The sequence below is a fragment of the Leucobacter sp. cx-328 genome, from assembly GCF_014530035.1.
Taxonomy (GTDB): domain Bacteria; phylum Actinomycetota; class Actinomycetes; order Actinomycetales; family Microbacteriaceae; genus Leucobacter.
On the sequence record NZ_JACVMX010000002.1, the window covers coordinates 142,640 to 159,337 of the forward strand.

Sequence of the window (16,698 nt, forward strand, 5' to 3'; positions counted from 1 at the left end):
AACGACCATTCTCAATGCAAGTGAAAGGCCTCGCGACATGTCGACAGATCACGGAACGGCCCAGCTCCTCGATGCTGCGGAGACCTTGTTCTATGCGCGGGGCTACCAAGCCGTCGGCATGGATGCGCTGCGGGCCGAATCGGGCCTGTCGCTCAAACGGATCTACGGCCTCTTCAGCAGCAAAGATGAGATCGCGGTCGCGATGCTTGAGCGCCGCGATGACCGCTGGCACGAAGCGCTTGCTGCTGGCGTCGATCGGGAGATCGTGCCGCGTGCGCGCGTGCTCGCGGTATTCGACTGGCTCACTGAGTGGCTTGCGGGCGAAGGCTCCCGCGGCTGCGCGTGGATCAATGCGTTCGGCGAGCTCGGCGGAACCTCACCCGAAGTCGTCGCAGCGGTGCAGCGCCACAAGGCGCGCTTCCGTGCATATCTCGCTGGCCTGGTTGAGGAGGCTGGTGGATCCGCGCCCGAGGCCACCGCAATCTATCTGCTCGCAGAAGGTGCCATGGTCACCGCGGGAATTACCGGCAGCCCCGAGCCTGCATTGCAGGCGCGCTGGGCGGCGGATCGGCTGCTCGCTGCCTAACCCACCGCGGACGGGCGCATCAGGGCCGAACCCGTAAATGAAAACGTTTCAAATACGCCAGAGTCGCAAGCCAGGTAGACTGGCTCGGTAACTGCTGACCGCAAAGGAAGGGGCTGAGATGCCCGCAGTGTTGATTACGGGTGCCCAGTGGGGCGACGAGGGTAAGGGACGCGCAACCGATCTGCTCGGTAGCCGCGTCGATTACGTCGTTAAGTTCAATGGCGGTAATAACGCCGGGCACACCGTCGTCATTGGTGACGAAAAGTACGCGCTTCATCTGCTCCCCTCGGGCATTCTGACCCCGGGTGTTGTGCCGGTGATCTCGAACGGCGTCGTCGTCGACCTTGCGGTACTCAAGCAGGAGCTCGACGCACTCAACGGCCGCGGAGTGGACACCTCGCGCCTGAAGCTCAGCGCGAACGCTCACGTCATCACCGCGTACCACCGCACGCTCGACAAGGTGACCGAACGCTTCCTCGGCAAGCGCCAGATCGGTACCACCGGTCGCGGCATCGGCCCGGCATACGCTGACAAGATCAACCGCGTCGGCATCCGTATCCAGGACCTCTTCGACGAGAGCATTCTCCGTCAGAAGGTCGAGGCTGCACTCGACTTCAAGAACCAGGTTCTCGTCAAGATCTACAACCGCCGCGCAATCGGCGTTGACGAGGTCGTTGAGGAGCTCCTCAGCTTCCGCGAGATGATCGAGCCCATGGTGTGTGACACCGGTCTCCTCCTGCACGAGGCAATGGCCGCTGACAAGACCATTCTCTTCGAGGCTGGCCAGGCAACGATGCTCGACATCGACCACGGCACTTACCCCTTTGTGACCTCGTCGAACGCGACCGCTGGTGGCGCATCGACCGGTTCGGGCCTGCCCCCGCACGCGCTCGACCGCGTGATCTCGGTGGTCAAGGCGTACACGACCCGTGTTGGCGCTGGCCCCTTCCCGACCGAGCTCTTTGACGAGATGGGCGAAATGCTCGCAACCGTCGGTCACGAGTACGGCACCACCACCGGCCGTACCCGCCGCTGTGGCTGGTACGACGCACCGATCGCTCGCTACGCAGCGCGCATCAACGGCGTCACCGACTTCGTGCTCACCAAGCTTGACGTGCTCTCGGGCCTTGAGACGATCCCCGTTTGCGTCGCGTACGACGTCAACGGTGTTCGTCACGACGAGATGCCCGTGAACCAGACCGACTTCCACCACGCGAAGCCGATCTACGAAGAGTTCCCCGGCTGGAGCGAGGACATCTCGGGTGCACGCACCTTCGCTGACCTCCCCGTCAACGCACAGAACTACATCATTGCGCTCGAGAAGATGAGCGGCGCTCGTATCTCGGCTGTTGGTGTTGGCCCCGAGCGCGAGCAGGTCGTAGTTCTTCACGACCTCATCGACTAATCGAGGTCTGCAATGGATGAAGTGACGCCTGCCGAGCAGCTCGGCCGCCTGCGGTCGACGATCGACAACATCGACGCTGCCCTCATTCACATGCTTGCTGAGCGCTTCAAGGCGACCCAGCAGGTTGGTGAGCTGAAGGCTCGTCACGAGATGCCCGCATCCGACCCGGATCGCGAAGCGCGTCAGATCACCCGCCTGCGTGAGCTTGCGATCGACTCGCACCTCAACCCGGAGTTCGCTGAAAAGTGGTTCAACTTCGTGGTCGCAGAGGTCATCCAGCACCATAAGCACATTGCGGCAGGGGGCGGATCCGCCAAGGCGTAATCCACCTCAAGCTGAAAGGCCGGTACGACGTGTTCGTGCCGGCCTTTTGCGTTGGGTGGTGTGGCCATTCTCGGTTCGGTATTGAAACAGTGCTTCGGTAGGGCGAAATGCGCCGAAACTGGCTTACCGATGCTCGATTTCTTACGGTGGAGAAGGGGCTCCGGGGTGCGCTGCCGTTGCTCACAATGTGGGCAATCAGGAATTGGGGCCTTCTTCTCCACAAACTGGGTAGGCAGGGAATTTGGTCCTGCCTGCGGTGGAAGTCTGTACGCATGTATAGACAGCTGCTGCAGGAATCAAAAGGAGTGGTCAGAACAACGGCACTGCATGATGCCGGCATGACTGACTACCAAATACGAAAGGCGATCAACGGCGGCGAACTCATCCGACTCAAACGAGGTTGGATCGCCGCGCCAGACGCCGAAGAGGCGTTGAAGTACGCCGCTCGGAACGCGCTCACGATCACATGCGTTTCCCAAGCCACGAGGCTGGGCCTCTGGGTGCGAGAGCCAGATCCCCGCCACTTCGCTGTGCCCCGACCTGGGCGAGAAGTTCGGGCCGAGGGCAACCGCGTGCACTACTGCAGAGCGGTCGAAGCGAGACCCAAATTCGCGCTTGAGGACACCGTGGCAAACGTGCTCGCAACCGTTGCTCACTGCCAGCCGAAAGAGGAAGCGATTGCAGTGTGGGACTCCGCGCTGAACAAGCGGCTGGTCGTTCGGGGATACCTGGAATCACTACCGCTCAGCAAGCGGGCACAACAGGTGCTCGCGGGAACTAGCCAGTTTGCAGACTCTGGGCTTGAGACCTATTTCAGAGTCCGCATGAGATGGCTGCGTGTGCCTATTCGGACTCAGACCTGGCTGATCGGAAAGCGTGTGGACTTTCTCATGGGCGAGAGACTCGTCGTGCAGATCGACGGAAGTACCCATGTAGGTCCGCAACGCGATGCGGACAACGCCCATGACGCAGCGCTCGCGTCAGCTGGGTACACCGTATTGAGATTTGGGTACACGCAGATCATTCACGAGTGGCCAGCGGTACAGGAAGCGGTTATGCGCGCGATCAACGCCGGCTGCCACAACCGGAGGTAATGCCGTGGAAGATGAAGCCGTGAGTGGCGAACCGAAGGCAAGGTTGCCGGACGGCAACCGCCGCAGCCTGGACAGAAGTACGCCGTCGAGAGGTGAACCCCGGGGGCTGCCGCGGCTGGGCGGGCGCCCAGCCTTGCCCTTTGCGGATTGCGTACGAGCCTGGTGCCAGTGAGCGCCAGCGTTGACCCGAGCGCGCCCGCAGGCCAGGATGAAATCATGAACTTCCTGCGAGCCGCCCTCAAGCGCTACCCAATGGTGGTCAGCACGATTTTGGTCGGCCTTGTCTGCCTGGTGATGCTTGCGACCCCGGCGCATGAGCTGGCCCCGCGCATTGTGAGCATCTACGCGCTCGGTATCGCGGCGTGGCAGGCGGTGGAGATGATCCGCTCGCTGCTGAAGGGCAATGCGGGCCTCGACATCCTCGCGGTGACGGCGATCACGGCCGCGGTGCTCGTGGGGGAGCCGTGGGCTGCCCTGGTGGTCGTGCTCATGCTGACCGGAGGCGAAGCGCTCGAGGACTACGCAGAGAACCGCTCCCAGCGTGAGCTCACGGCCTTGCTCGAACGGGCCCCGCAACTCGCGACGCTGATCACCGGCGTGCATCCGAATGACAACATCGACGAGATCGAGATCTCCGAGGAGCGCACCGAAACCGTCCCGGTGGCCGACATTGAAATCGGCGATGTGTTGCTCGTGCGCCCTGGCGAGCTGGTGCCGGTTGATGCAGAGCTGATGACAGTCAGCGCGCAGTTCGATGAGTCGTCCGTGACCGGGGAGAGCCTGCCGGTTGAACGTGAGGCCGGCAGCACGATCGTCAGTGGTGTGGTGAACGGGTCGAGCGCGGTGCTCCTGCGTGCCCAGGCCACGGCGGCAGACAGCCAGTATCAGCAGATCGTTGCACTGGTGCGGGAAGCGCAGGAGAGTCGCTCGCCCATGGTGCGCATGGCTGACCGGTACGCGATCCCGTTCACCCTCGTGTCGCTTGCCATTGCTGGCGTCGCCTGGTGGATTAGCGGCGACCCCACTCGCTTCGCTGAGGTGCTCGTCGTCGCGACGCCGTGCCCGCTGCTGATCGCGGCGCCGGTGGCGTTCCTTGGGGGTATGAGTCGAGCGGCGAAGACCGGCCTCATCGTCAAGGGTGGCGGTGTGCTCGAACAGCTCGCGCGCGTGCGCTCGGCGGCGTTCGACAAGACGGGCACGCTTACAACGGGTAACCCGGAACCCCGTCGAATCCTCGCAGAGCCGGGCTTCACCGATGACGAACTACTGCAGCTCGCGGCATCCGCAGAGGTGTACTCGTCGCACGTGCTTGCGGAGGCGGTCGTCGCGGCGGCGCAAGAGCGTGGCCTCGAAACCCTTCCCGCAACGGAAGCCGAAGAACGTGCCACCAACGGTGTTGAGGCGCGGGTTGGAGCAGGGGTGATCCGCGTCGGAAAACCCAGTTGGATCGCGCAGTTCGCATCCGCGCTCACCCGTGCACCGCTCGAAGCAGGCGAGCTCGCAATTTACATCTCGCTCGATGACCGCTTCGTGGGTGCGCTCATCATGCGCGACCAGCTGCGCGACGACGCGGCACCGATGCTGGCCGAGCTCGCGACGTTCGGCATCACGCGCACGGCGATGATCACGGGCGATGTGGAACCGACGGCGCGTGCGATGGCGGATCAGGTCGGCATCGCCGAGGTTCACGCTGAGTGCACGCCGAGTGACAAGGTGCGTATCGTCTCTGAGATGCAGCCGCGCCCGCTCGTCATGGTGGGTGACGGCCTGAACGATGCGCCCGTGCTCGCGGTTGCTGACGTCGGTTTCGCGATGGGTGCGCGCGGATCGACAGCGGCGAGCGAGTCCGCGGACGTTGTGAACCGTTTCGACCGCATTGCCGGCGTCGCTGACGCGGTGCGGATCGGCCGAGACACCGTCCGCATCTCGCTCGAGAGTATCTGGGCCGGCATGATCATCAGCGTTGGCCTCATGCTTTTCGCGGCCTTCGGGTTCTTGCCAGCGCTCGTCGGGGCGTGGCTGCAGGAGGTCGTTGATCTGGTCGCGATCCTGTGGGCGCTGCGCGCAATCAAGGGGAGCCGCGCCTCGCGGCGGATGGCCCGCGCGAGCGAAGCAGCGCGCTCGACCCAGCGAGCTTAGGCATGCAAAAGCGCCTTCGGTCAGACAGAAACACAAGAATCTGTCTGACCGAAGGCGCTTTTTGCTACCGGGGGTAAATGGCCGGGGCGGGCCGGCCGCTGGCGCTCGCTAGCTCGCTAGCTCGCCTGCGGCGAGGCGGCGCACGACGCCGGTGAGGTGATCGACGCCGGCGACGAGATCCTCGTCGCGGGTGAACTCCTCGAGGCTGTGCGAGATGCCGTCAACGCTCGGCACGAAGAGCATGATCGTGGGAACGTCATCCTTCATGTTGGTCGAGTCGTGGCCTGCGACGGTCATGACGCGGTCGTTGGTGAGGCCGAGGTCTTCAGCTACCTGACGAGCCAGCTCGAGGCCGTCCTCGGGGTAGGGGTTCTGGTCCCAGCTGTGCTCAGCGACGATCTCAATCTCGACCCGGTCGCGCTGCTGCACGCGCTCGACCTCTTCCATGACGCGTGCGTACGCGCGGTTGAGCACGTCAGCGTCGGGGGAGCGGAGGTCGAAGAGCAGCTGCACATCGCTCGCAACCACGACGGGCGAGTTCGGGTAGACGTTGATCTCGCCGCACGCGGTGTGCAGGATGCCGGGCTCGAACTCATCGACAAGGTCACGCGCAGCGACAATGAGGCGGGCTGCCCCGAGCAGTGCGTCGCGGCGGTCGGCCATGAGGGTCGATCCGCTGTGCGCCTGCGCGCCGGTGATCTTGAACTCGAACTTGCGCGCGCCCCAGGTTGCGTTGACGAGGCCGATGGTGACACCGTCCTCCTCCATGCTGCGGCCCTGCTGCACGTGAATCTCAGCGTACGAAGCGACAGAGATGTCAGCGAGTGCGGCGAGATCCGCTGCATCACCGAGCTCGTCGATCGCACCGAGCGCCTCGCGCACGGTCACGCCGCGGGGGTCAGGAGTATCGAGGGCTGTTTCAAGGTCGAGCTTGCCGGTGAATACCGAGCTGCCCATCATGGAGGGCTTGAAACGCGAGCCTTCCTCGTTGAACCAGTTCACTACCGCGAGGTTGAAGCGTGCCTTCGAGGGGTCAGCGCGCAGTTCTTCCGCGATACGGAAGCACGCGTGTGCCGAAGCCATGACGCCGTATGCGCCGTCGAAACGGCCAGCGGTCGGCTGTGAGTCCATGTGCGAGCCGGTGAGCACGTAGGGTGCGCCGGGCACGAGTTCGAGCAGACCGAACTGGTTGCCGATTGCATCGTGGCGCACGGTGAAGCCGTGCTGCTCGAGGAGCTGGGTGAACCACTTGCGCTGCTCGCCGTCTGCGCTCGATGCTGCCTGGCGTTCGACACCGCCGGTGCCTTCGACGGCACCGAACTTGCTGTGGACGTTCCAGTCAGCGAGGAAAGCTTCGGGGGTGCTGATGTTCGCAGTCATTGCGATCCTTTCAGAGTGCGTGTTGCACGTGAAACGTATTACGGGCGTGCGTCGTAGCTGAGTTCGCCGCCGAGAATGGTGGCGACGATATCGAGCTGCGCGATGTTGGGAGCGGTGAGGGGTGATGCAGAGAAGACAGCGAAGTCTGCCAGCTTGCCGCGCTCGAGCGTGCCCTTTTCGCGGATCTGACCGGTCGCCGTGGCGGCCCACTCGGTGTGGGTGCGGAGCGCTTCTTCGGGAGTGATGCCCTCTTCTGCGCCGAGCAGGGTGCCCGCCTCGGTGATGCGGTCAACCGCTGACTGCATGCCGCGGCGCAGGTTGTTGTCTGCGACGGGGAGATCCGAAGAGCCCGCAAGAATGATGCCTGAGTCGATGATCGAGCGGCCGCGGTAGAGCCAGTCGGCGCGCTCAGCGCCGACCTGATCCGCCATCTGCTGGCCAAACGCATTGATGAAGCCAGCCTGCGGGGTCACTGCGACGCCGAGTGCGCCAGCGCGCTCGAGCTGCTCGGGGCGAGCAATGCCGAAGTGCTCGACACGGCACGGCTGCGGGAAGCGGCCGTAGGTGGTCTGCGCCTCTTCGATGAGATCGAGGGCGAGGTCGATTGCGGCGTCGCCGATCGCGTGGAGCGCGAGGGGCCAACCTGCGCGGTATGCGCCCATGACCTGCTGGCGGTACACCTTGGGGTCGTTGAGGAGGTAGCCGCGGTTGCCGTGGTTGTGGTGGCCGCAGAAGTCTTCGGTCACCGCGGCGGTTGCGCCGAGCAGCGAGCCGTCCATGAAGACCTTGACGTGGCCGAAGCGCACGTTGTCGTCGCCAAAGCCGTATCGAATGCCGAGGTCAATACCGGTGCCGTTGCCCTCGCCCTTGAAATCGGCAACGTTTGCCGAGATTGGGTGCAGGGCGTCAAGCGTTGGCATGAGCTGAGCGCGAGCGTGGAGGCGGCCCTGTTCGGCTGCCGACTGGTACGCGGCAACCTCTGCGGGGCTATGGCCGATCCAGCCACCACCGATGCCAGCCTCGGTGAAGCTCGTGATGCCCTCAGCGGCGTAGCGCGATGTTGCGGCTTCGAGCGCCTCGACGAGACGGTCTGAAGCGTAGGGGAGCAGCAGGCTCTGGACGAGGCCCTGAGCCGACTCCTCGATGAGTCCGGTCGGGTAGCCGTCACCATCGCGCACCACAGCGCCGCCGACAGGGTTCTCGAAGCCCTCGTCAAACGCGCCAACCAGGCGAAGCGTCGCCGAGTTGGTGATTGCCGCGTGGCCAGAAGTGTGACGGAGGTACAGTGCGCGGTCGCCGGTGATCTCATCGAGTCGCGCAATGTCGGGGAACAGGCCATCGTGGTGCGCCTGGTTGAAGCCGGTGCCGTGCACCCAAGCCGACTTGTCGCCGGTGGCGTCGAGACGAGCGACCTCAGCTGCGACGGCGGCATAGAGGTTGTCGAGACCGCGGAGCACGCTCAGGTCGACCGCGGTGAGACCGAGACCCCACCACGACGTATGGCAGTGGGCGTCAATGAGTCCGGGAGTCACGCATGCTGCTCCGAAATCGAGCACTCGATCCGCGTCCAGGCCACGTACTTCGTCATCGAAACCGACGATACGGTCGCCGATGACGCCAACGGCGGTGGCAGTGGGACGAGACACATCCATCGTGAGGATGGTCTCTGCGGTGATGAGCATGTCGAGCTTCATGCGGGGCTCCTTGAGAAGTCTTGTGGGGAGTGAGCCGCTGGGCGCCGTGTGGGATCGGCGCCCAGCGGAGTCAGGGGTGTTTAGTGCTTGTAGCCTTCGTACTGCTGGCTGAACTTCGGAGCCAGGAGGCCACCGATCACGCTGAGTACTGCGAAGAGCACGAGCAGCAACGCAGCGGGCCACCAAGCATCGTTGGTTGCGGTCACGAGCGCGGTTGCCACGAGGGGGGTGAAGCCCGAGATGAGGTTTGCGCCGTTGAAGCCAACCGAAACACCCGAGAGGCGGATCGTGCTGGGGAAGAGGCCAGTGATGACCGGGCCGACCGCTGCGAACGAGTAGGTGAGCAGCGAGACGCCGATGATCACACCGATGGTCACGAGGACCGGGTTGGTGGTCTCAATGAGCATGAAGCAGGGGAACGCTGCGACGATGGTGAGAACACCCGACCACACGATGACCTTGGTCGCACCGAACTTCTGGCCAAGCTGGCCAGCGTGGATCACCGCACCGAGCTGGAAGACCGCGCCGATGAGGGTTGCCATGAGGATGACGTTGCGCTCGATGCCGAGGACGCGGGTGCCGTAGTTCATGACGAAGGTGGTGATGATGTAGAAACCAGCGGTACCAAGCAGCGCTGCTGCGATTGCGACGAGGAGGTGCTTCCAACCCTTGACGAAGACGGTCTTGAGCGGGGTCTTCTCGCGGTCGCCCGACTTCTCGAGGTCCTTGAACACCGGTGACTCGTGCATCTGCTTACGGATGTAGATCGCGAGAACGAGGAGCGGAATTGCGAGGAGGAACGGAATACGCCAGCCCCACGAGTCGAAGCTGTCCTGGCTGAGGAACAGTGCGAGGAGGAAGAAGCCACCCGACGAGAGGAGCGTTGCGATGGGCGAACCCAGCTGGGGGAGTGCTGCCATGCGTGCACGCATGTGGAGCGGAGCGTTCTCGACCGCGAGGGTCATTGCGCCCGACCACTCGCCGCCGATGAAGGCACCCTGTGCCATACGGAGAACGATGAGGAAGATCGGTGCCCAGATGCCGATTGAGACGTAGGTCGGCAGGATACCGATGAGGCCGGTGGCAACACCGATACCGGTAACGGTGATCATCAGAACCGACTTGCGGCCAATGCGGTCACCGAGCGCGCCGAAGAAGAGGCCACCGAGCGGGCGCACCACGAAGCCGACAGCGAGCGTCGCGAACGATGCCATTGCTGCGGTTGCCGCGTTGTCACTCACGAAGAACTGGACATTGAAGACCAGCGCCGCAGCGGTGTTGAAGAGGAAGTAGTCGTACCACTCAAGGACGTTACCGATGAGGGCACCAATGGAAGCGCGCTTTGCGTCACGCTCGCTGATGACGTTGATCGTGGCTGTTTCACGATCTGCGTGCGAATTATTCTCCGCCGCGGTGGACTGTGCAGTTGAGCTCATGTCGAGTCAGTCTCCTTTGATTGAACAGGGAGGGCTTTCGCCGGCCCACTCAAGCGTCTCTGCTGAGCGACTGGTGGCAGTGAGCCCCTGTTGCACGCGTAGCAGCGTGCTCCTCATCGATACTGTCTTGTCTTGGCGTTGCATGCAGGCATCATTTGCCGCCAGCATCTGCCAGTTCGGTGTGCACACGCACACCGGCTGGTGTGAAACGCTGTGGGAAGCTCGGACTGTGCGGATCGGCATTGCTGCCTTGATCCGCGCCCACTCCCTGTACTTACTGCGGGCGTACGCACGCCCGTCCCCGATACGGAAGGCATCCCAATGGCGAAGATCGCAATTACCGACTGGGCAAATCTTGACCCGACCCCCGCAGTGGAGGTGCTCGAGCGCGCAGGCCACGAGGCGGTGCTGCTGAATAGCACGAGCGTTGAGAAGCTTCTTGCAGAGGCCGCGGATGCAGACGGCATCATCGCGAGCTTCATTGAGCTTTCGGCTGACACCCTGCGTGCGATGCCGAACCTGAAGGTCATTGCGACGATGGCAGTTGGCTACAACAAGATCGACACCGCGGTGGCGCGCGAGCTCGGCATCGACGTCTGCAACATGCTCAGCGCTGCGAGCGAAGAGGTCGCCACCCACGCACTCGCTGGCATGCTCGGCATGCTGCGTGAGGTCGCTCCCGCGGTCGCGCAGGTCAAGGGTGGCGAGTGGGACTACTCGGTGCTGCCGCTGCCGACCCGCCTCTCGGAGCAGACTCTTGGTCTCTTCAGCCTCGGCCGCATCTCGCGCGAGGTGGCTCGCCGTGCGCTGCCGTTCTTCAAGAATGTCGTCGCGTTTGACCCCTTCGTCCCTGCTGACGCTTGGGAGTCCGGTGTCACCCGCGTTGACTCGGTCGACGAGCTGCTCGCGGCGTCGAACGTACTGAGCCTGCACGCGCTGCTGACCGACGAAACCCACGGTTTCTTGAACGCTGAGAACATCGCGAAGCTGCCCCGCGGCGCGTACGTCGTGAATGTTGCTCGCGGCGAGCTCATCGACGACGCTGCACTGCTTGCTGGCCTCGATTCGGGTCAGCTGCGCGGAGCGTTCCTTGACGTGCTCGACGTCGAACCGCCAGCAGCTGACAATCCCGTTGTGGCTCACCCGCTTGTGCAGGTGACCCCGCACGTTGCGTTCCGCAGTGAAGTCACTCTCCGCGAGTACGCAGAGATTCCCGCAGAGAACGTGACCCTGGTGCTTTCGGGCCAGAAGCCGCACACCCTCGTGAACTAATTGGCGGATCGACGAGCCCGGGCCTGCACTGCGTGCGGCCCGGGCTCGTTTCGTTTGTGGGCAGTGTGCCCGATAGTGTGCTGGGTATGAGCGATTCCAGTGCAGCAACAGCGCCACACCAGCGTGAATCTTGGGGTGCGCTGCTGGACCGCTTGGAAGCGGATCTGCCCCTGCTCACCGAAACCTATCTGTCGCAAGTGCGTCTCGCTTCGGGGTACGAGCCCGGGGCGCTGGTGGGGCGTGAGGATCTGCATGCCATGGCAACTGAGTCACTTGGCCTGCTGATTGAGAGCATCCGCACGGGTGAGACGCCTGCCGCGCTCTTAGAACTCGCCGAGACGCTCGGTCGTCGCCGTGCACAGCAGCAGGTTCCTGCTGATTCGCTGACGATGGCGATGCAGTCAGACTTCAACGTGATCTGGTCTCGGCTGCTCGAACTCGCGAGCGAGGTTGACGCCTCCGATAGTGCTGGTGGCGCCGACACCGTGCTCATGCTTGCGCAGCAGGTCGAGCCGATCTGGCGTGCGGTAGAGGTATTCTCGAACTCCACGATGACGCACTACCGGCAGGAAGAACTGCGTCTTGCGCAGGATCGCCTGAATCATCGACAGGTTGCGATTGGGCGGTTGCTCTCGTTCCGTTCGCCGAGCGCGGCGTCTGTGGCGTGGGTTGCGAGCGAGCTTGATTGCAACGGTGCTGCCGCCTTTACCGTCTTGGTTGCGGATCAAGAAGAGACCCGCAGTGCGCTGTTTGAGCTCGCCTCGTCGCTTCGCCGGTCGCGCTTCTACTTCTACCGGTCGCTTGGCAGCGTTGTCGCGTTCTGGCCGAGCGATGAGACACCGCCGCAGATTGAGCAGGCGCTCGTCGGGCTACGATGTGCCCGCGCGAACCGCGTAGATGGACTCGCTTGCCTGCCACGCACGGTCACGATGCTGACGACACTGCTCGAAACGGTTGACCCTGACGTGCGGCGCACGATCGATCTGTCGGAGGGCTTCCCGCAGCTTGCCCGCCGTGCGCTACTCACCCAGGGCATCGATCTCGAAGGACGACTCGCAAACGCGCTTCGCGACTCACCAGACGCAGAGCGGGAGCGACTGCAGGAGACGGTCATCGCGTTCCTCGAAACCGGCAGCGTGCAGCAGACAGCAGCAGCCCTCTTCTACCATCGCAACACCGTGCTCAAACGGTTGAACAAGTTCACTGAGCTCACTGGCATCGACGTCACGGTACCGGTCGAGGCCGCAACCGCGGTGCTCGCGTGGTCTGAAATCAGCGATCGGCCCGGTCGGACGCTGTAGCGACTGTGGACGCGGGTTGGGTACGCATCAGCGTTCCGCACCCAAATGTGCATATGCACACGGGCAGCGTCTGAATCATGCGCGATTCGTCGTGGTTGTGAGCCCCACAAGTTGCGAATATTAATGAGAACTCTACGTTCGAAGTGTTTATTCAAGGAGGAATTTGTATGCGCTCGGCAGGACATCTCATCGTCGATCAACTCGCGGCTGAGGGCGTTACCCGCGTCTACAGCGTGCCCGGCGAGAGCTACCTCGACGTGCTCGACGGTCTCTATGATTCGAACATCACGAACGTTGTATGCCGCCAGGAAGGCGGCGCAGGCTTCATGGCGCTTGCAGAGGGTCGTCTCACCGGCCGTCCCGGCGTCGCAATGGTGACTCGTGGTCCCGGTGCAGCAAACTTCTACATTGCTGCACACTGTGCGTACCAGGATTCGACCCCGCTCGTCTGCTTCATCGGTCTCGTGCCGTTTGCAGATCGCCGTCGTGAATCGTTCCAGGAATTCAGCATCGACAGCTGGTTCGGTTCGACCGTGAAGCGCGTCTTCACCATCGAGACCGCAGACCAGGCTGCTGAAATCGTCGCGCAGGCATTCCACACGGCACGCTCGGGTCGCCCCGGCCCCGTGGTGGTTGGTCTGCCCGAGGATCTCCTCCGCGAGATGACCGAGAAGACCGCGGTTCCGCCGCGCGCAATCGCTCAGCCCGCACCGAGCGCATCGGACCTCGCTGAGCTGCGCGAGCGCCTGCTCAAGGCAGAGCGTCCCTTCCTGCTCGCAGGCGGCGACGACTTCTTCGGCGAGACCGGTCGCGAGCTCGTCGACTGGGCGCTCGAGAACCACATTCCGGTGGCCGGTGACTGGCGCAACTATGACGCCGTCCCGAACAACCACCCCGGGTACATCGGCTGGGTTGGCTACGGCCGCCGGGACAGCATCGTTGATGCGCTCCGTGAATCGGATCTGTTCGTCGCAGTCGGCACTGTCCGCAGCGACGTCATGAGCGAGGGCTACACCGTCGGCCTCGACACCGAGACCGTCATCGTCGGCACCGACGCTGAGCTGCTGCAGCACGCAGGCCGCGTCGACCAGTTCATCGCGTCGACCCCCGCGAACTTCGCTGCGGCACTCGGTTCGCTCGCTGACGTTGCGGGAAACCGTGACGGGGCGCGGATCGTTGCGCTGCGCGCAAGCCAGGACCACTTCACCGCAGTCACTGAGCACTCGCTCGTCACTGAGGGTGTCGACCTCGAGCTCGTCTTTGATGAGCTTGAGCGCCAGCTCAGCGAGGATCGCGTACTCACCTACGGCGCAGGCAACGCGACCATCTGGGGCCACCGCCAGCTCACCCACAACGTGCCCAACAGCATGGTGGGTTCGCGAAACGGCGCAATGGGCATGGCAGCTCCCGCAGCAGTCGCAGCGGCGCTCGTCTTCCCTGATCGTCACGCAGTCGCGATCTGCGGCGATGGTGACTTCCTCATGAACGGCCAGGAGGTCGCAACCCTCGTCGCACAGGGTGCACGCGCACTCTTCGTCGTGGTCGACAACGGTAAGTTCGCGACCATCGTCGAGCACCAGCAGCGTCAGTACCCCGGTCGCCCCTCGGGCACCGACATGGTCAACCCTGACTTTGTTTCGTGGATCGAATCGTTCGGCGGTCGTGGCGTGCGTCTCGATTCGGCAGACGGCATCGCAGAGGGCGTCGCGTCGGTTCTCGACTTCGACGGCCCCGCGCTGCTGCACCTCGTCATCGACTCGGCAACCCCGTCGCCGAGCGGCGTTGGCTACTAAGTCGCTGCTGTTCCCGCAGCCCCTACCGCCGACGCCTCTTCGGCCGCCTCGGTAGTGGATTTGACCTTCGGTCAGACGCTTTCTTCGGAAGGCGTCTGACCGAAGGTCTTTTTGCATACCCTGGATGGAAGCGCGTCGAGGCGCGACGCGGTGAAGCAACGAAGCTGAACAGGGAGCCACCATGCGGGATAGAAATTGGAAGCGCGAAGCGATAACTTCGGCGATCTCCTGGCTGCTGCTCGGCACCATGCTGTGGCTGGTGAATCTCAACCTTGGCCGCGGCTCTGGTGACGAGTTCAACATTGGGGTGCTGCAGCCGCACGACCTGCTTGGCATCGGGCCGATCGCGGGCATCATCGTGATCGCGGCCATCGCCTTCGTGAGCCGGGCCATTGCGGCGAAGAGGTTTGTCTCCCGCGGTGGTTACTTCGTGGCCGACCTACTTGTGCTGCTTGTCGGGGTGGTGCTGGCAGCGAGCCTGAGCCTGTTGCTCGCGCAGCCCGCGTCCGGGGGAAACCTGCTGCTCGTTGGGTGGTTGGTGCTTAACCTGATGATCCGCCTGGCGCCAATCGTGTGCGTGGCCGTCGTGATCTCGCTGTTTATCTCAAGTATCTGGGGCACCGGCAAGCAAGCCGAGCTCGAATCACCTTGAGCTAATTGGCCCCGGGCAAGGGCGGGTGCAGCTCGCCCGCGGCAGACCAACTGGGTGCGCTTTGCTCAGGGAGAGGCTCTCGTAAGGGGCTGCCGCGGTTGGGCCTACGGCCAACCTTACCTGTGGCTTGCTGCCTCACTGAGGCTGCTGGGGTGGCTGCCAGGGAGGCGTGTGGACAGCTGCCGTAGAAATGGAATCGGCCGTCAATATGCGAAAACTGGCTCCAAATCGCATATTTACGGCCGATTACATATCTTCGGGAAAAGAGTGGGCGCGGTGAGGCCGGCCGCGGGTGGGGGGCTTACGCCCAGCCGACAACGAGGCGCGCGGCCTCATTAGGAATCGTCGGGTCGATGCCCGTGATCTCCCTGAACTGCTGCAAGTTTTTCGACAGCGTATTGCGGTGGCAGAAGAGCTCGGCCGAGGAGTCTGCGATGCTGCCGGTCCGCAGGTAGCTGAGCACCGATTCGAGGAGTCGCTCACGCCGCGCAGGGCTGCACTCCGCGAGTGCGGCATCGATGTCGGCCATGAGTGGCTTGCCTGACGCAGCGAGTTCGTGCGCTGCAAGGCGGGCCCAGCCACGATCCCAGGTCATGGCCTTGAGCTCATCCGGCTTGAGGGCGAGTGCCAGGTCACGGGCGATTCGCGCCCCTGCGAGCAGGCCAGCAAGACCGTCACCCGCGGTCGTGAGCCCGATGCGCAGCTCTGAGAGACGCGCGAAACACATGGTGTCGTGCGTGCGTGACTTGGTGACGGCTGGGAGGAACGCGATGACTGCGCCGTCGAGGTAGTGGGTGTGGACCACGCAGCCGCGGCGTTCGAGTTCGGCAAGTTCCACGTGCAACGCGACCGCGTCGTTGCCGATGGCGGCGGCAACGAGCAGGGGAGTGGCGACCTCGACCTGCAGCTCGCGTGCAAGGAGGTTGAGCTGTTCCGGGGACGTGTGCAGCGCGCTGAACAGCGACTCCAGCAGCTCGCGGCGGAGGGAGGCAGATTCTTCGCGGATCCGCTGCGCCTCAGCAATATACGCATTCTGCGTTTGGGTGACGTACCCGTCGACAATGCGGAGCATCATGCTCGTGTGCCGCACGATGACCTGGGCATCTTCGACCTCAGCGACCGCGGTGAGGGCGTCCCAGAGCACGGCAAAGTCGAGTCGCACGGCCTCGAGGAGCGAGCTGAGCGAGACCCCTGCGCGAGCGCGCGAGACGCCGACGTCGGTCGCGATCGCGACGGCATCGTCGAGCTGACCGGATCGCAGACCGTCGAGGATCGCGATGAACGACAGCACGGCCGTGCGGCGGACCTCAGACCGCGGCAACGGCGGTGCTTGGTAGCCGTCGATCTCCGTGATGCGCGAGAGGAAGATCTCAGTCAGCGACTCGGCGTCCAAACGGTCGAGGAGCTCGAGCCAGCCTGGTTCGACGCTGAAGGAAACGGAAGCGGCAGGCGCGGCAAGCGTGGCAGCGGTGCCAGTCGCGGATGTCGAAACGATCGCACCAGCGGTCGACGGGGGTGTTGCAGTGGCGCTCACGTCATTGGGCGCTTTGGAGGACAGAGCCATACCCTCATCCTAAGTGCATTTGCACAGGGAAAATGCCCAGTACGGCGCCAAACGATCA

Annotated in this window: 13 protein-coding genes; 9 read left to right on the top strand and 4 right to left on the bottom strand. The window is 63.7% G+C overall.

The features are described from left to right. Positions 1 to 37 precede the first annotated feature (37 nt). From ICL81_RS03315 to ICL81_RS03335, 5 genes are all read left to right on the top strand, one after another. Complete coding sequence (locus tag ICL81_RS03315) at positions 38 to 586, top strand: TetR/AcrR family transcriptional regulator (RefSeq protein WP_188033558.1); 549 nt, start codon at positions 38 to 40, stop codon at positions 584 to 586. A gap of 118 nt (positions 587 to 704) precedes the next feature. Then, on the top strand, positions 705 to 1,991 hold the full coding sequence (locus ICL81_RS03320) for an adenylosuccinate synthase (protein WP_188033559.1): 1,287 nt from the start codon (positions 705 to 707) through the stop codon (positions 1,989 to 1,991). A 12-nt stretch (positions 1,992 to 2,003) separates the two neighbouring features. Continuing rightward, on the top strand, positions 2,004 to 2,315 hold the full coding sequence (locus tag ICL81_RS03325) for a chorismate mutase (protein ID WP_188033560.1): 312 nt from the start codon (positions 2,004 to 2,006) through the stop codon (positions 2,313 to 2,315). A gap of 338 nt (positions 2,316 to 2,653) precedes the next feature. After that, positions 2,654 to 3,409 carry an endonuclease domain-containing protein gene (locus ICL81_RS03330; RefSeq protein ID WP_188033561.1) on the top strand — a complete coding sequence of 252 codons (756 nt, stop codon included), beginning with the start codon at positions 2,654 to 2,656 and terminating at the stop codon, positions 3,407 to 3,409. A 216-nt stretch (positions 3,410 to 3,625) separates the two neighbouring features. Then, positions 3,626 to 5,548, top strand: coding sequence for a heavy metal translocating P-type ATPase (locus ICL81_RS03335; protein WP_188033812.1), 1,923 nt, complete (start codon positions 3,626 to 3,628; stop codon positions 5,546 to 5,548). Between the two features lie 108 nt (positions 5,549 to 5,656). Here the strand turns inward: ICL81_RS03335 and ICL81_RS03340 are convergent, their stop codons facing one another. The 3 genes from ICL81_RS03340 to ICL81_RS03350 form a co-directional block, all read right to left on the bottom strand. Then, the gene (locus ICL81_RS03340) at positions 5,657 to 6,928 is read right to left on the bottom strand and encodes a M20 family metallo-hydrolase (protein ID WP_188033562.1); all 1,272 of its coding nucleotides are present in this window, start codon (positions 6,926 to 6,928) and stop codon (positions 5,657 to 5,659) included. 38 nt (positions 6,929 to 6,966) lie between these two features. Beyond that, positions 6,967 to 8,622, bottom strand: a complete 1,656-nt coding sequence (locus tag ICL81_RS03345) for an amidohydrolase (protein ID WP_188033563.1) — start codon at positions 8,620 to 8,622, stop codon at positions 6,967 to 6,969. An 80-nt stretch (positions 8,623 to 8,702) separates the two neighbouring features. After that, positions 8,703 to 10,058 carry an MFS transporter gene (locus ICL81_RS03350; RefSeq protein WP_188033564.1) on the bottom strand — a complete coding sequence of 452 codons (1,356 nt, stop codon included), beginning with the start codon at positions 10,056 to 10,058 and terminating at the stop codon, positions 8,703 to 8,705. A gap of 321 nt (positions 10,059 to 10,379) precedes the next feature. Between ICL81_RS03350 and ICL81_RS03355 the strand changes: the two genes are divergently transcribed. The 4 genes from ICL81_RS03355 to ICL81_RS03370 all read left to right on the top strand — a co-directional run bounded on the left by ICL81_RS03355 (position 10,380) and on the right by ICL81_RS03370 (position 15,076). After that, positions 10,380 to 11,330: a C-terminal binding protein gene (locus tag ICL81_RS03355; protein WP_188033565.1), complete on the top strand. Its 951-nt coding sequence runs from the start codon at positions 10,380 to 10,382 to the stop codon at positions 11,328 to 11,330. Positions 11,331 to 11,416: 86 nt separating this feature from the next. Further along, positions 11,417 to 12,631 carry a helix-turn-helix domain-containing protein gene (locus tag ICL81_RS03360; RefSeq protein ID WP_188033566.1) on the top strand — a complete coding sequence of 405 codons (1,215 nt, stop codon included), beginning with the start codon at positions 11,417 to 11,419 and terminating at the stop codon, positions 12,629 to 12,631. A 167-nt stretch (positions 12,632 to 12,798) separates the two neighbouring features. After that, positions 12,799 to 14,424, top strand: coding sequence for a thiamine pyrophosphate-binding protein (locus tag ICL81_RS03365; RefSeq protein WP_188033567.1), 1,626 nt, complete (start codon positions 12,799 to 12,801; stop codon positions 14,422 to 14,424). A 181-nt stretch (positions 14,425 to 14,605) separates the two neighbouring features. Continuing rightward, positions 14,606 to 15,076 carry a hypothetical protein gene (locus ICL81_RS03370; RefSeq protein ID WP_188033568.1) on the top strand — a complete coding sequence of 157 codons (471 nt, stop codon included), beginning with the start codon at positions 14,606 to 14,608 and terminating at the stop codon, positions 15,074 to 15,076. A gap of 301 nt (positions 15,077 to 15,377) precedes the next feature. Here ICL81_RS03370 and ICL81_RS03375 read toward each other — a convergent pair whose 3' ends face one another. After that, complete coding sequence (locus tag ICL81_RS03375; protein WP_188033569.1) at positions 15,378 to 16,640, bottom strand: helix-turn-helix domain-containing protein; 1,263 nt, start codon at positions 16,638 to 16,640, stop codon at positions 15,378 to 15,380. Between the last annotated feature and the right edge of the window lie 58 nt (positions 16,641 to 16,698).